Here is a 14,743-nt window from a genome sequence, read left to right on the forward strand (position 1 = left end):
GGTCGTCCCCGCACGCGCGGGGGTAGCTCCCACCAGTGGTCCGTCTCGGGCGGCGTGTCGGGGTCGTCCCCGCACGCGCGGGGGTAGCTCCTCGACTCGCAGAGGCCGACACGGGACCCGGAGGTCGTCCCCGCACGCGCGGGGGTAGCTCGTACGACTACCTGGAGGTCGAGGGAGTCGCCACGTCGTCCCCGCACGCGCGGGGGGTAGCTTCCGCGCCGAGGCCACCGCGACCGTCACCGGCCGGTCGTCCCCACACCCCCGGGGGGGGCGGCCGCCGAGGGTGCGGTCGCAGCCGGAACGGAAGTGGGTGGGGCGTCCGGGGCCTGCGCGTCCGGGCCCTACGGCACACCCCCGGCCGCTGCTACGCTGCCCGTTATGGCCAAACGCATCGAGGTCCCTGTAGACGACGCCGCGTACGCGGCACTCGAAGCCGAAGCCGAACGCGTCGGCATCACCGTGCCCGAGCTGGTCGGCCAGGTCGTCACCCACGATGTCCACCGGCGCCGGTTCCTCACCGCCGCCCAGCACTACGTCACCGCCTGGGGACCCGCGTTCGACGCCGAGTTCGGCACCGGCCGCCCCGACGGTGCCGCCGCGTGATCCTCCACATCGACCGCGCCTGGCTCCTCGACGTCGCCCACCAGTACCTCCGTACCGACCCCGACGTCACCGACTACGGCAGTCTCGCCGCAGCCGTCGCCCGGCACACCGACCAGGTCCTGAACGTCCCCGTCTACCCCGAACCGCACCACCGCGCTGCAGCCCTCATGCACCAGCTGGCCCGCGTGCCTGCCCTGGAGGTCCGCAACGAGCTGTTCGCCGCAGTCGTCGCTGCGGCATACCTGACAGCGTCCGGGCTGACGGTGACGGTGGAAGCGAAAGACGCCGCAGTACTCGCATCCCGAGCCCGAGACGGCCTCGGCGTCCGCGACGTGGCCCACGAAATCAAACAGTCCTGGATCGCCGACTGACCAACCACCGCACCCGTCGCCCCGCGCTCGCGGGGGTAGCTCGCCGGGAGGGGCCACGTGGCCTACGGACCTTGTGTCGTCCCCGCGCCTGCGGGGATCCAGTCAGGGTGCTGCATCTCGTTCGCGGAAGACCCTGGCGGTCTGCGAACAAGGTGAAGCAAAATGGCTTGATCACCTGTCATCGCCGCAGGTCACGAAGTGTCGTCCCCGCGCCCGCGGGGGTAGCTCGCCGGTCGAGGTACCCGACCAGGAGAAGGCTCTGTCGTCCCCGCGCCCGCGGGGGTAGCTCCGACGCCGAGGGGCGTCCGCGCGCCGTGATCGGGTCGTCCCCGCGCCCGCGGGGGTAGCTCGCAGGAGCGGGTCACTGCCCGGCTCGCCCGCAAGTCGTCCCCGCGCCCGCGGGGGTAGCTCGAGGATCGCCGTCGCCGCCGCGCGGGCGTCGGTGTCGTCCCCGCGCCCGCGGGGGTAGCTCGCCCGCCCGGCCCGACGCGTTCATCCAGGCGCGGTCGTCCCCGCGCCCGCGGGGGTAGCTCCGGCCCACCCGGAGAAGGGGGACCAGCATGCTCGTCGTCCCCGCGCCCGCGGGGGTAGCTCGACTTGCCCGCACCGGACGTACCGGCGATCAACGTCGTCCCCGCACGCGGGGGGCTCGCCTACAGTCTGTGCGGTACACCGGGTCACGCTGTCGACCCCGCATGCGTGGGGTAGCTCCTCAGCCTAGGAACGTTCCTATGTCCTCATCCCGTCGTCTCCGCGCCTGCGGGGGTAGCCCGTACGCCACCGTCAAGACCCTCCTCGAGGTCTAGTCGTCCCCGCATGCGCGGGGGTAGCTCCCGCGGGGCGGCGCCTGCCGAATGGCCGGCGCCCCGGTCGTCCCCGCGCCTGTAGGGGTAGCTCCGCCACCGCCGACGTCACCAACCTCGGCACGCTGTCGTCCCGGCGGCCGCGGAGGCGGAACTGCACCGGCTGGAGGGGCTGCTGGAGCTGTGGGGAGGCGCGCTGCGGCTGCTGGCCGCCGGCTGACCGACCGGCTGGTGGAGACCTGCGGCAAGGGCCTGGTCGAGCTCCCGTATCCGTGGCTGATCCGACGGGGCCTGGTGCGGCGCCGGGCGTGAACGGACGGGCGGTGCGACGACGGGGTCCGCCTGGGCACCGGGTGGCGGGTGCGAGATGTGCGGGGAAGTGATCCATTTCCGGCGCGCCCGGCGGGTGAAGGCCGCTGTGGGAACAGGAACAGCCCGGCGCGCTCGCGCAGCACCGGGAACGTCCACGGCCTTCGCCGACACAGCCGCTGCCGACTCGGCAGCGTCCTGCTCGGCCACGTTCTCACTGGTCATCGATGCATCCTCCATGATCGGAGTTACACCGAACGATTTACATTTTCCTACTTGGCGCGGTGGCGGTGAAGCCGTTCTCGAATACGCTGGCGCTCGGCGTCTTCAGCGGTGGCTGGAGGCGGTGTTGGTGCTGGTTTCCCTGGAACGGCTCGTAGCTCGGCACCGTAGCGGTCTGTTTGCTTGTGAATCTCTTCCGGCTGTGCTTCGGCCGGCCAGGCAATAAGCAGGTAGTCCTCGACAGCGTCTTCGGAGGCGCCGTCTGGGGCGTTATCGCGCCCTCGTGCATGCACACGAAGCCGGTAGGTTCCTGGACCGTGCGCAGTCAGCGGAGGCAGGTCGGGGGCGTCGTTGAAAATGCTTGTGACGCGTAGGACCCCGGTCGCAGTCGTGACGGTGTGGTCGACGACCTCGTCCCAGTCGTCGGCATCCACGTGAGACGGTGGATGCCGACGTGCCTGGACGCTGACGTTCACCCGCCCCGCGTTGATCCCGGTGCAGATCACGGTCTGCCCCGGCTGGGAGAAGACCAGGCCGTTCGAAGTGTCGAACCCCATGCGCGTGCGCCGGTCGGAGTCCGTCAGCTCGAAGGTGTGGTAGTCCACTCGCACTGTGCTGGATAAGGGGGTGGGCTCTGGCTCCGTCATGCGGCCATGCTAGTGGGACCGCTAGTCGACGATCCACACGTAGAACTTGTCCTTCTCGAGGACGCGGTTCTTGTTGTAGAAGGGGCGCAGGTCATCTCGTCCGGCTGCTGTGTTCTCGGTGGCGGGGATCATGCAGGCACTCCAGCCGGGGCCGGTGCGGCTGGAAAGTTGGCTGATCTGACACCAGCTGAAGGACCTGCCGAGGGTGGGATTGTTGGCGGCCCCTTCGTGTGTGGAGGCGAAGGGGTACTCGTCGCAGCTGTATCCCGCAGGTCGCGTGTATCCGCCTTTTGATGCCTGGGGGCAAGCCGTGCTCCTGTTCTTGGTAGCTTCTGCGCTGTCGGTCTGTCGGGTCAGCGGCTGACCGTCCGGGTATGCGCCAGGAAGCCCCGAGGCCTGCGCTTCAGAGATGTGTTTGGCGTATTTAGGGTAGAGGCCGTTGCGGCTGACGACGTTGACCGGCTCGTAGTCCTTGAAGACGCAGCCGACCGTCGACACACCCTTCGTATCGTTGTCGCAGCGGATCGGCACGGCCACCTGAGAGCCGACCAAGTCGGGCTGCTTCGCCCACTTCGGGTTCTTGAACTGCCAGTACATCACCGACTTGGCTTCGCCCACAGCACCGGTCGCGGTCGCCGTGGTCTCGGGAAATGCCTCACCAAACGGCGGATTGCTCTGACTGAGGGGCTGACTGGGAAAGTCGATGTGGCCGACTGAAAGCGTGCAGGTTCCGTTGCATATGGCGTCGCCTTGAACCGTGGTACCAGCTGTCTCTCCCCATTGGGTGACCAGACGGATGGTCACCTGGTGCCCCCAGTTCGCCAGTTCGTCGTTGGTGTAGACGTACTCGTTCGTCTGGTAGAAGATCTGACCCACCGTCGCACCCGATTTGACATCGATGACATTGACGAGGTTGGTGGCGATCGAGCAGGCCTGGAACCGGTTGTAGTACCAGGTGCCGTCCCCGTTGGAACTCTCATAGCACCAAGGGGGCAGGGGCAACGCCTCACGGTCGTCCTCGGCGGAGAACGAGGACGGCGAAATGGAAGGAGCTGAGGGTTTGCGTGCAGGCGCGGAAGTGACACACGCGACTGTCTGTGCTCCTTCAGCCTTCAGTACATCGATGCGCGCACGAACGCGTGCGCACGAGTCCTCCGCTGCGCCCACCCCACGAGCTGTGGGCCGCTTCGCCTGATTCGGCTTCGGCTCCGGCAGTTTCGCCGCTCCGACGGAGGACAGTTCGGAGGCACTGTCGCTTTGGGCTTGTGGCGCTGCAGCCACGACTTGTGCGGGGAGCAGGGCGAGCGCCAGGGCTATCAATGTTGCTTTGAAGACGGCTCTCAAATTCTTCCCTTCAACGGTATCGGGGCAGCCGCGAATAGCAGCTGCTGCAGAAGCCCCACGCTAGGCACCAAGATCTAGCAGGTGAATGCGAAATGCCTGAGTTGGCTAAAACCTGTCTGGGTCCGGCTGAACGGTCACCATTGACACTGACTGCTGTCTTCGACTTCCCGAGGTGACGCTGAATTATCGGCGGCCTGGGCCCATGTTGGGCACCAAGCCGTCGAAGATGTGCGACCGGTACTTAGACGGGACTGCTGGAGGAGAGCGACGCGGTGGCCGCCGATCCGCGCTGCACCCGGCTGCTCACCGCGATGGCCTTCGTGTACGGCGCCGCCGCCACCCCGAGCGACTACGCCCGCGCCGCCTACGACACCCTCGGCCTCAAGGAGAGCGCGGCGTGAACCTCCACGAGACGGCCGAGCAGTTCCCCGGAAGCGGGAGCCGACGAGCCCCGGCCAGCAGATGCTGTTCCCGGTGACAGTGACCGCCGTACGCCGCGAGGCCACCTTCGCCCGCCCCAACGGCGGCCCGCTCACCGACGGCGACTTCGCCCGCCTGCACCTCCTCGCCCACGGCGGTGCCCGATGACCGGCCCCGTGCCCGGCAGTCGGCCGACGTGGCAGACGAGCCGGTGGCCCCGGTCATGCTGCCCGCGCCGAGCCCGGCCGCTGTCATCGTGCCTGCTTCGCAGCCGGAGCCCGCCGACGTCGACGACGGCCAGGAGCTGGTCCTTGAGGAGCTCACCCGCGAGCAGGTGCTGGGCTGGCGTACCCGCGCCGCCGCCGACCACCAGATCGTCCACGACCACATCGCCCGGTACGGCGAGCTGTTGGCGCAGCGCTTGTTCACCCGGGCGTTCGTCGCCCCAGGCGCAGCGCCTGTCCCGTCTCGGTCGGCCGCCGGTGCGACGCTGCGGGAGCGGTGGGCGGCCATCGTCCCCGAGTTCGCCGGGCACGTCGCCGCCGTATCGTACGCCCCGGACTCCGGCCGGCTCACGGTGTGCCTGGATTCGGCGGCCTGGGCGGCGAAGGCCCGGCTGGTGCAGTCCGCCGCCAACAAGGCGGCGGGCTGCACCGTGCACGCGTGGGAATCCAGTCAGAGTGCTGCAGTACATTTCGTTCGCGGAAGACCCTGGCGGTCTGCGAACGAGGTAAAGCAAAATGGCTTGATCACCTGACATCGCCGCAGGTCACGAAGTGTCGTCCCCGCACCCGCGGGGGTAGCTCGTCGAACTCGTACTCAATGCCGTCCCGCTGGTCGTCGTCCCCGCACCCGCGGGGGTAGCTCCTTGATGAGCTGGGGGTACTCGGGCTCGTCGATGTCGTCCCCGCACCCGCGGGGGTAGCTCCTGGGAGGATCACGGGCGCCGGTGACGGCGCATGTCGTCCCCGCACCCGCGGAGGTAGCTCGAGCCCGTACTTGAAGGGCGCCGAGCGCGTGACGTCGTCCCCGCACCCGCGGGGGTAGCTCGAGGAATGGGACGCGCAACAGGTAGACGGCTGGGTCGTCCCCGCACCCGCGGGGGTAGCTCGCTCCCTGCTGGTCTCGCCCTCGCCCGTCTCGGCGTCGTCCCCGCACCCGCGGGGGTAGCTCCCTATGTCAGCCTGGTGGCGCCAGGCTTTTTGTGTCGTCCCCGCACCCGCGGGGGTAGCTCCGGCAGGGCGACGCTGGCGGGCATACTCGTCTGGTCGTCCCCGCACCCGCGGGGGTAGCTCCCCTGCCAGTCTCCGGAGGTGAAGAGGCCGGCGGTCGTCCCCGCACCCGCGGGGGTAGCTCGGGCCCCCGGACATGCAAATAGGCCCCCTCCGGGTCGTCCCCGCACCCGCGGGGGTAGCTCCTTCTGCCAGGGCAGATCGGTGGTGTCCCAGACGTCGTCCCCGCACCCGCGGGGGTAGCTCTTTCCTTGGCTGCTTCGAGGAGGTAGGTGGCGCGTCGTCCCCGCACCCGCGGGGGTAGCTCCTCGGGGATCTCGACGTCCAGTTCGTCCAGCAGGTCGTCCCCGCACCCGCGGGGGTAGCTCCTGGTCCAGGTTGCCGCCGTTGCCGTGGACCATGTCGTCCCCGCACCCGCGGGGGTAGCTCCGCGTTCCGGACGACGGCCGGCGGGATCCAGGCGTCGTCCCCGCACCCGCGGGGGTAGCTCCCCCTGATGAGAGCAGGAGCAGTCATGACGGATGTCGTCCCCGCACCCGCGGGGGTAGCTCGAACCGGCATGCCAAGGCGTCCGCTGACGCCGAGTCGTCCCCGCACCCGCGGGGGTAGCTCGTTGCCGGACAGCTCCAGGCGGGTGGACTGGACGTCGTCCCCGCACCCGCGGGGGTAGCTCGTCCGGGTTGAGTCCTGGTGAAGCGAAGGGCCGGTCGTCCCCGCACCCGCGGGCGTAGCTCCACCGTGGTGACCAGCAGGACCAGGGCGAGGACGTCGTCCCCGCACCCGCGGGGGTAGCTCCCCGAAGTACGCGCAGTTCGCGCGGCTCAAGGTGTCGTCCCCGCACCCGCGGGGGTAGCTCCCTCCGCTCCCTCGCCGCCCTGTGGGGCCCGGCGTCGTCCCCGCACCCGCGGGGGTAGCTCGCTCCTGCTCGACACCGTTCGAGTCACACGGCCGTCGTCCCCGCACCCGCGGGGGTAGCTCGGGGGGTCACGCGTGCTCGATTGTGACGTTCCAGGTCGTCCCCGCACCCGCGGGGGTAGCTCCCTTGCTCTGCATGCCGGTGATCGGCACCCAGGTGTCGCCAGGTCTTGTGGTGTGAGACCGGGCGGTCGTCCCCGCGCCCGCGGAGGTAGCTCCGAGTGGGACTCCACCTGCCAGTTCACGGCCGAGTCGTCCCCGCGCCTGCGGGGGTAGCTCGCTGATACACGCTCCAGCACATCGAGGGCGGCGAGGAGTCCAAGCTCAGCACGCTGCTGCGGATCGCACGGATCTCGACGTCCCTCTCGCCGACCTCGTACGAGGCTGAGTGCCCCCGGCGCCGTCGGCGATATGGAGACGAGGGGATCGTACGGTGCTACCGCCGCTGCCACCATGGCGTCGGCTCCGGCGCGGTCTGCCGTGGTCCGGCGGGCCGGCACGCTCCGAGGTGCCGGTGGGCGGGGCCAGCCACGCCCGACCCGGTCTCGGGGTGGACCGTGTCGTACGGCTGGCCGGGCCGGATCGGACAGTCGCAGTGGGCGCAGATCATCAGGCGCTTTCCGGGGCCGGTGGCTCGTCGGCCTGAGCGGCGAGCGTGGCGTCTGCGTCGGCCAGCCGGTGTGCGCCTGCGGCGATGAGCCGGGCTACCGTCAGCGGCGCGCACAACTCTGCGGGCGACTCCATCGGCACCGACCAGTACAGGCCCGGCCCGTGGTCGCGGAAGGTGGTCGCTGTCAGCGCCGGTACGCCGAGGTACGTGCCGCGGCCCAGGCACTCCACGTCCTGGGAGCGCCAGCCGTAGGTGTCCGGCCGCCAGGTCACGGGCACGCTGGCTGGGACGAGGGCGTAGTACGCGCTCCAGCGTGGGTCGCAGATGACCGGGCCGCCGTCCAGGGCCTCGGCGAGGAATGCGTCGACCGCGTCCCACTCCGTGCTGGCGGCGAGAGCATGGACCAGGGCGGCGGGGATGCGGACGGCGGAGAAGAGGGTGCCGAGGGGGAGGGCGGCGCCGCCGTACTCGGCCCATTCCAGGCGGGCCTGCCGGCTATCGGGGCGTGTGGACAGGAGCCAGTGTTCCGTGGCCAGGCGCCGGTCGGCGGCCGGGTGTACGAGGACGCCCGGCTGCGCCTCGGCAGGGGGCAGTGCGGGTTGGCCGGTCACCGCGCGGCCTCTGTCCGCTGCACGGGTACCTGGGGACGGCTGGGCAGGCCGAGGAGGAATGCGAGCCGATCGGCGGTCGCGGGCTCGTCTTCGTGCACGCCGATCTCGTACCCGTATCCGGTGAGGTAGCGGCCACTGCGGTTGGTGAAGGTTTCACCGACGAGCGGGTGCAGGGGGTTTGTCACGCTTACTGCGTGTTGGCCCTGTGGTGTCACGGACAGCCCGCGTGCTGCGAGCTGGTCGGCCAGAATGGCCGGTGCGGTCATCGCGTCCATGAGTCCATCTCAGCGCGCCGCGTGGAATCGCAGGAGCTGACAACCTATGACACGGAGATGATCATGGGCCTCGTTGTGGCGATCACCGGCACCCGCCAGACCGAGCACCACGAGCTGAGCTGGTACGCCGAGATCTTCGATCGCTACCTCGGCCCGTGGGCCACGCCCGATACGCGCTGGTACATCGGCGGCGCGCGCGGCGTCGACTCCCTGTCCCTGCTGTGGCTCGCTGGGAACTCGCGCTCGGGGATCACGGTCGTCGTGCCAGGAACCGTCGCGCAGCAGCCGGCGGACGCGCGACAGGCGATGGAGCAGTGCCGCGATCGGATCGACGAGATCGTCGAACTCGGCGCCGCCGAACTGCGCACGCCGGCCTACCATGCCCGGAACCGGTGGATGGTCGACCGGTCCGGCGTGATCGCGGGGTTTCCGCTCGCGGGGCCCGAGGGCGTGTCGGGCACCTGGCAGACGATCAACTACGCAGCAGGGCAGGGGAAACCGCGGCTGATCGTGCCCGTGTGAGGCCGTGGCGGTGCATCCTGGGGGTGTGAGCGCGCACGAGAGACTTGGCGTTGCCACACTCAAATGCTTACGGCAAGCCCGCGGCTGGTCTCTCGCTGACACGGCTCGAGCCATCATCGGCAGGGCAGGAGACCTCGGGCAGCCGCTCGACGCCAGCCCTGCGAGTGTGCAGCGGTCCGTCGCACGGTGGGAATCCGGCACGACACCGATCCTGCCCGGCGAGCGGTATCAGCTCCTCCTCGCCCACCTGTACGCCCGCGGCGCCGACGGCACGGTGTCGCTCGGCACGGGGTCCGACTTCGCCGAGTTCCTCTACGCTCTCGCGTACCTGGGCGAGAGCGAACACCGCCTTGCTGAGCTGCGCACCCTGCTCGTACGGACGGCGACCGAGGGCGGCGGTGGACTGCTCGCCCTCCTCGGCCCGTCGACCCAGGGCGCGCTCTCAGCGGCCCTCGCCGACCCTGCCCGGGTGGACGAGGGTCTGCTCGCCGCGATGAGCACGGCCATCACGGACGTCAACCAACAAGGTCGGTTCGCTGCCGTTCGTTCGGGTACAGCTCCTTCTCGCACCTGTCGTCGAGTCGTGCCGACGGCTCCTGTCGGCGGGCGTGCCCGAGCCGCTGCTGCCCGTCCTGCAGGCGGTCGCCGCGCAGGCGTACACGCTCGCCGGTCGGGCCGCGTTCGAGACCCGCGATGACGCCGCGTCGAGGGCGCTGTACGCCGAGGCCACCGCTGCGGCGGGCGCCGCCGGGCAGCCGTGGCGACGCGCCGTCGTCCACATGAGTCATGCCCTCGTCACCTTGTACTCAGCACCCGGCCTCGACGCGGCGCAGCGGCTCGTCGACGCGGCGGTGCGTGACGCTCGCGCCGGGGAGAGCACCGTGGTACGGGCGCGGGCGCACGCTCTGCAGGCGGAGATCGCCGCCCGGTCCGGGGCGGAGAAGCAGGCCAAGGCGGCGCTCGCGCTTGCCTGGTACGACATGGACCGCGACGGCGATCCGGCGGGCACGTCCTTCTCGGCCGCCCATCTGAGGGGGTTCGACGGCATCATGCAGCTGCACGTCGGCGATCCGGGTGCTGCACACGACCACTTTGCTGGATCGGCCGCTGCTCTTTCTGCGCCGCGGGAGCGGGTGCAGCAGGCGATCGTCGCCACGGATCAGGCGCTGGCCCGGATCCGGCTCGATGAACCGCAGGCGGCGGCCGTGCTGCTGCACGGTTGTGTCACTGCGGCTGCGTCGACGGGTGGCCGTGTACCAGCGCTCCGAATCAAGGCGGCGCGGCGGGAGCTGCGTCCGTGGCGGCGGGAGAAGCGGTTCGCCGACCTAGACGATCGCCTGATCGACGTGCTCGGCTCCTGACTCCGGGCATGACGAAGCGCCCCATGACGGTTCGCGTCGTCCCCGCACGCGCGGGGATTCCGGTTACGGCACTGCAGTACAGCTCGTTCGCGCCAAGAGCGGAGGACACTGGCGCTCTGGGAACGAGGTAAAGCAAAATGGTTTGATCACCTGACATCGCCGCAGGTCACGAAGTGTCGTCCCCGCGCCCGCGGGGGTAGCTCCCCTTGACCACGTGCTCTGACGTGCAGGTTTTCGTCGTCCCCGCGCCCGCGGGGGTAGCTCCACGGCGTGGCGGCGGGGGATGGAGGCCGCGTCGTCGTCCCCGCGCCCGCGGGGGTAGCTCGACGGCGAAGAGCGCGGATGACGTGATGCGCATGTCGTCCCCGCGCCCGCGGGGGTAGCTCGTCCAGCTTGAGAAGGTTCAGGAGTGGCTGGCGGTCGTCCCCGCGCCCGCGGGGGTAGCTCCCACGAGCACTACGAGGATTGCCCCCAGCACGAGTCGTCCCCGCGCCCGCGGGGGTAGCTCCCAGATCACGAGCGAACAGGCCGACCCTTTCTGGTCGTCCCCGCGCCCGCGGGGGTAGCTCCTTGGCCTCCTCCGCTTCGATCAGGCGCAGGGCGTCGTCCCCGCGCCCGCGGGGGTAGCTCCGGGGGCGGCGTCGGCTTCGGCTTCGGCGCGGGGTCGTCCCCGCGCCCGCGGGGGTAGCTCCTACGACCCCACCCGCGGGGACGACGGCATGCTGTCGTCCCCGCGCCCGCGGGGGTAGCTCCTGCTGGAGGTCGCCGGGGAACCCCCAGACGCGGTCGTCCCCGCGCCCGCGGGGGTAGCTCCGTGTCCGGCGACGCTCTGAAGGCTGCGGAGACGTCGTCCCCGCGCCCGCGGGGGTAGCTCCCGCGTCGCCCCCTTCTCCACCAGCCCCGACGCGTCGTCCCCGCGCCCGCGGGGGTAGCTCCTGGTCCTTCTTGATCTCAGCGCCGGCCCGCGTGTCGTCCCCGCGCCCGCGGGGGTAGCTCGCGCAGGTTCGTGTAGGCGCAGGTCCCGACGTGGTCGTCCCCGCGCCCGCGGGGGTAGCTCTCCCCAGCAGGTGTCCTACGAGACGATCGGCCCGTCGTCCCCGCGCCCGCAGGGGTAGCTCGGGCTCGGATCGTGTTCGAGCCGCCCCAGGTGAGTCGTCCCCGCGCCCGCAGTGGTAGCCCCAGCAGGGCGCGCGCATCCCCGCCGGTCCCGAAGTCGTCCCCGCGCCTGCGGGGAGTAGCTCCTCACGTGTCGGCTTCATTGTCAGTGGCAGGGCCTATGGTGCCGGGCAGCGGATTTGGGGGGTGGTTTCGTGGACGATGAGGCTTCGGTCGTCGAGTTGATGCGGGCGATGCGGTTGTCGCCGGAGGTCGTCGAGCGGGTGTCGCGGCTGTGGGGAAAGTCGGCCGCGCGCAATGGTGGGCGGACACATCTGCTGCTGGGGCATCTGCTGGACACGGCTGCTGTGGCGGGGGTGATGTGGGACCGGTACGTGTCGGCGGCGTTCCGGCGGCGGCTGGATGAGATCAGCGGTGGCCGGGGGCGGTTGTGGTTCATGTGGGTGTGCGGCATTCATGACTGTGGGAAGGCGTGCCCGGCGTTCCAGGCGATGGATGCGGCCGAGGCCGCGCCGGTGTTGGCAGCGGGGCTGTCTTGGGGGCGGCTGTCGGCGGCCCCGAGCAAGCGGTGGCGTCATGACATGGCTGGTGCTGTCATGTTGCGGCCTCGGCTGGTGATGGAGTGGGGTGAGGAAGCGGCCGGTTGGGTGTGGCCGCTGGTCGCCGGACACCACGGCGCGTTTCCGTCGGCCGGTGCCCTGGACCCGCCACGCGGTGCTCAGGGCCGGGGTGCTGCCTGGGAGGAGGTGCAGCGGGCGGTCGTGGATGTCTTCACCCGTGCCGTCGGTTTCGAGGGTCTGTCGGATGCGCGGCCGGTGGGCGCTTTGCGGAAGGCTGAGCAGTTGGCGTTGTCGGGTCTGGTCGTCATGGCGGACTGGATCGCCAGTGACAGCAGTCAGTTCCTTGGTGTGGCGGATGCCGGTCTGATCTCTTTCGCTGAGTCGCGGCGCCGGGCGGAGGTTGCTTGGAGTCGGCTTCGTCTGTGCGGTGGCTGGCGGGAGCTGGCGCTGCCGGAGAGTCCGTTGGGGCCGCTGGTCGAGCGGCTGGGTGTTACGCCGCGGGCGTCGCAGCAGGAGCTGGTGGAGCGGGCATGGTCGGTGCCGGTGCCGGGGCTGCTGGTGGCGGAGGCTCCTATGGGGGAGGGGAAGACGAAGGCTGCTCTTGCGGCTGCTGAGGTGTTGGCGGCGCGGTTCGGTCTGGACGGGGTGTTCGTGGCGATGCCGACTCAGGCGACGAGCGATCCGATGTATGAGCAGGTGCTTCGGTGGGTGCGTACTTTCGATCCGGAGCTGGAGTCCCAGGTCGCTCTTCTGCACGGCCGCCGACGGTTCAATGCCTGGTGGCGGGCCGTCTGGGAGGGGAAGCCTCGTCCGGAAGGCGACGGTTGCGGATGTGAGAGCGGGAGCGGCCGCACCAGTGCGGAGTGGGCCGGCGACGACTTCGGTGCGATCGATGAGGACGCCGAGTACGACATGGCGCCCTCTCCGTCTCCGGTGGGCCCGGTGACCGACGGCAGGGCGAACGGTCCGGCGTACTGGTTCCTGGGTGAGAAGCGTGGCCTGCTCACTGCTTTCGCGGTGGGCACGGTCGACCATCTTCTGCACGCGGCGACCCGTACCCGGCACGTGATGCTGCGGTTCGCCGGGCTGGCCGGGAAGGTTGTCGTTGTGGACGAGGTGCATGCCGCGGACGTCTATATGCGGCAGTTCCTCGTCGAGGCGCTGCGCTGGTTGGGGCAGGCGGGGGTGCCGGTGGTGCTGTTGTCCGCGACGCTGCCGCCCGATCAGCGGCAGCGGTTCGTCGACGCTTATCTGTCCGGCGTGCTCGGTAGGGCGGATGTGCATCAGCCGGTGCCAGAGCCGGCCGGGTACCCGTGCGTGACGGTGGCTTATGGCGTCGATGGGCGGGCCGTTGCCGACACGTCCCGTCAGGTGGTGCGGTCCTGGCGGGAGTCGATGCCGGTGCGGGTGGACTGGCTGCCGGATATGGATCTTGAAGGAGCGCGGGTCGCTGCGGCGGTGCGCAAGGCCGTCGCCGGGGGAGGGGTCGCGCTGGTGGTGGTCAACCAGGTCGCCCGTGCGCAGGCGATCTACCGTGCTCTGCGGGAGGGAGGCTTCGACGGTGACCTGCACCTGTTGCATGCTCGGCTGTGCGCGGTCCATCGGGCGGAGCGGACAGCGCAGTGTTTGCGTGTGATGGGGCCGCAGGCCGGTGATGAACGGCCTGAGCGCATGGTCGTGGTCGCTACTCAGCTTGCCGAGCAGTCCTTCGATGTGGACGCCGATGTGCTGTTCACCGACTTGGCACCCGTGGACCTGCTGTTGCAGCGCATCGGCCGGCTGCACCGTCACAGCGGTACCCGTCGTCCGGTCACGCATCGGGTGCCCCGTGTGGTGGTCACCGGTGTGGCGCCCGGACGGGCCGGAGTTCCGCGGTTTCTGCGTGCCTCGGAGCTGATCTACGGCCGGTGGCCGCTGCTGCGGGCGGCTGCCCTGGTCGGAGAGGCTGCGGGTGCTCTCGCGGCGTCGGGCGCGGGCGAGTGGGCGGGGCCGGGGTGGAGCATTCCGGCCGATGTGCCGGGGCTGGTGGCGCGGGCCTATGAGGAGGCCGAGGTCTGTCCGGCGGGCTGGGACGAGGCCGATGCGTGGCAGGAGTGGCAGACGAAGGAGCGGAAGCGGGAGAAGAACGCGGAGGGGTATCTGCTGTGCCGTCGCCGGGAGTGGGCTTTCCCGACGTTGGAGGGGCTGCATTACGCCGGCAGCCGGGCTGCTTCCGAGGAGCAGCTCGATGCTGTGGTGCGCGACGGTGACCCTTCCGTCGAAGTGGTGGTCGTCCGGCGGGCTCCGGACGGGTACCGGGCTGTCGACGGGACCTGGCTGGGGGTGCACGGTGAGGTGGATGACGACGAGGTGACCGACCGGCTGATGGGCGGCACGCTGCGTCTGCCTCCGCGCCTCACGGCTGCTGCCCTGGCCGAGTTGCGTCCGCTTCCCGGGTGGGCGGGCAGGCCCTGGCTCCGTTACCGCCTGGCGCTCGTGCTGGAGGAGGACGGTACGCGGCTGCTGGGCGTGGACCGGGTGTCTTATCACGATGTGTTGGGGCTGGCCATCGTGTGAGGCGGGGTGAGGCGGCTGTGGAGCCGGGCCGGGACCTTGCCACCCCGCGTGTGCGGGGACGGTTCCTCGCGCTGGGCGAAGTACCAAACGGGAACACCCCCAGGCCTCGGGGAGGGCTCCGGCTCCACGAGCCGTGCGCAGAGTACCCGCTCGGGCCAAAGATGCTGTGGCCTCTTGGCATATTTCCCTGGGTTCGCCTGATCCGCTTGAAGTACCAAACGTTGCCGTGCCACGCTGTCGGCATTCGGTCACGGGTCAACTCCCCA

General features: G+C 70.3%; 12 protein-coding genes and 4 CRISPR repeat arrays (1 of these 16 cut by a window edge). Of the genes, 8 read left to right on the forward strand and 4 right to left on the reverse strand.

What is annotated here, in order from left to right; all coding sequences use genetic code 11:
* A CRISPR array of direct repeats spans positions 1-152; the repeat unit is 28 nt; it begins 1,280 nt to the left of the window's first position.
* 226 nt (positions 153-378) lie between these two features.
* The 3 genes from B086_RS0125490 to B086_RS45965 all read left to right on the forward strand — a co-directional run bounded on the left by B086_RS0125490 (position 379) and on the right by B086_RS45965 (position 2,089).
* The gene (locus B086_RS0125490) at positions 379-603 is read left to right on the forward strand and encodes a hypothetical protein (protein ID WP_018569267.1); all 225 of its coding nucleotides are present in this window, start codon (positions 379-381) and stop codon (positions 601-603) included.
* Positions 600-974, forward strand: a complete 375-nt coding sequence (locus tag B086_RS0125495; RefSeq protein WP_018569268.1) for a hypothetical protein — start codon at positions 600-602, stop codon at positions 972-974. Before B086_RS0125490 ends, B086_RS0125495 begins: the two co-directional genes overlap by 4 nt.
* 200 nt (positions 975-1,174) lie before the next feature.
* Positions 1,175-1,569: direct repeats of the CRISPR family, unit length 28 nt; unit sequence GTCGTCCCCGCGCCCGCGGGGGTAGCTC.
* Between the two features lie 391 nt (positions 1,570-1,960).
* Entirely contained in the window at positions 1,961-2,089 is a 129-nt protein-coding gene (locus B086_RS45965; protein WP_267880896.1) for a hypothetical protein, read from the forward strand.
* Positions 2,090-2,358: 269 nt separating this feature from the next.
* Here the strand turns inward: B086_RS45965 and B086_RS44695 are convergent, their stop codons facing one another.
* Together B086_RS44695 and B086_RS0125510 are read right to left on the reverse strand one after the other, a co-directional pair.
* Entirely contained in the window at positions 2,359-2,955 is a 597-nt protein-coding gene (locus B086_RS44695; RefSeq protein WP_158690420.1) for a hypothetical protein, read from the reverse strand.
* 21 nt (positions 2,956-2,976) lie between these two features.
* Positions 2,977-4,299: a NucA/NucB deoxyribonuclease domain-containing protein gene (locus B086_RS0125510; RefSeq protein WP_063746820.1), complete on the reverse strand. Its 1,323-nt coding sequence runs from the start codon at positions 4,297-4,299 to the stop codon at positions 2,977-2,979.
* A 254-nt stretch (positions 4,300-4,553) separates the two neighbouring features.
* Between B086_RS0125510 and B086_RS45640 the strand changes: the two genes are divergently transcribed.
* Together B086_RS45640 and B086_RS0125525 are read left to right on the forward strand one after the other, a co-directional pair.
* Positions 4,554-4,700 carry a DUF6354 family protein gene (locus B086_RS45640; protein WP_267880897.1) on the forward strand — a complete coding sequence of 49 codons (147 nt, stop codon included), beginning with the start codon at positions 4,554-4,556 and terminating at the stop codon, positions 4,698-4,700.
* Between the two features lie 215 nt (positions 4,701-4,915).
* Positions 4,916-5,476, forward strand: coding sequence for a DciA family protein (locus B086_RS0125525; protein WP_018569272.1), 561 nt, complete (start codon positions 4,916-4,918; stop codon positions 5,474-5,476).
* A 21-nt stretch (positions 5,477-5,497) separates the two neighbouring features.
* A CRISPR array of direct repeats spans positions 5,498-7,145; the repeat unit is 28 nt; unit sequence GTCGTCCCCGCACCCGCGGGGGTAGCTC.
* A gap of 330 nt (positions 7,146-7,475) precedes the next feature.
* Here B086_RS0125525 and B086_RS0125530 read toward each other — a convergent pair.
* Together B086_RS0125530 and B086_RS0125535 are read right to left on the reverse strand one after the other, a co-directional pair.
* The gene (locus B086_RS0125530) at positions 7,476-8,087 is read right to left on the reverse strand and encodes a hypothetical protein (protein WP_018569273.1); all 612 of its coding nucleotides are present in this window, start codon (positions 8,085-8,087) and stop codon (positions 7,476-7,478) included.
* Positions 8,084-8,362 (reverse strand): hypothetical protein, encoded by a 279-nt coding sequence (locus tag B086_RS0125535; protein ID WP_018569274.1) that lies wholly within the window; start codon positions 8,360-8,362, stop codon positions 8,084-8,086. Before B086_RS0125535 ends, B086_RS0125530 begins: the two co-directional genes overlap by 4 nt.
* A gap of 21 nt (positions 8,363-8,383) precedes the next feature.
* On the opposite strand from B086_RS0125535, the gene B086_RS0125540 reads away from it, so the two are divergent.
* From B086_RS0125540 to B086_RS0125550, 3 genes are all read left to right on the forward strand, one after another.
* Entirely contained in the window at positions 8,384-8,884 is a 501-nt protein-coding gene (locus tag B086_RS0125540; protein WP_018569275.1) for a hypothetical protein, read from the forward strand.
* 608 nt (positions 8,885-9,492) lie between these two features.
* On the forward strand, positions 9,493-10,245 hold the full coding sequence (locus B086_RS46130) for a hypothetical protein (RefSeq protein WP_018569276.1): 753 nt from the start codon (positions 9,493-9,495) through the stop codon (positions 10,243-10,245).
* Between the two features lie 175 nt (positions 10,246-10,420).
* A CRISPR array of direct repeats spans positions 10,421-11,424; the repeat unit is 28 nt; unit sequence GTCGTCCCCGCGCCCGCGGGGGTAGCTC.
* A 131-nt stretch (positions 11,425-11,555) separates the two neighbouring features.
* Positions 11,556-14,477 (forward strand): CRISPR-associated helicase/endonuclease Cas3, encoded by a 2,922-nt coding sequence (locus tag B086_RS0125550; RefSeq protein WP_018569277.1) that lies wholly within the window; start codon positions 11,556-11,558, stop codon positions 14,475-14,477.
* Positions 14,478-14,743 lie beyond the last annotated feature (266 nt).

Source organism: Streptomyces sp. PsTaAH-124, assembly GCF_000373685.1.
GTDB classification, from domain to species: domain Bacteria; phylum Actinomycetota; class Actinomycetes; order Streptomycetales; family Streptomycetaceae; genus Streptomyces; species Streptomyces andamanensis.

What these genes read in the sequence shown, in the direction of transcription:
- B086_RS0125490 (WP_018569267.1), top strand. Translation starts at nt 379, where the DNA reads ATGGCCAAACGCATCGAGGTCCCTGTAGACGACGCCGCGTACGCGGCA.
- B086_RS44695 (WP_158690420.1), bottom strand. Translation starts at nt 2,955, where the DNA reads ATGACGGAGCCAGAGCCCACCCCCTTATCCAGCACAGTGCGAGTGGAC.
- B086_RS0125535 (WP_018569274.1), bottom strand. Translation starts at nt 8,362, where the DNA reads ATGGACGCGATGACCGCACCGGCCATTCTGGCCGACCAGCTCGCAGCA.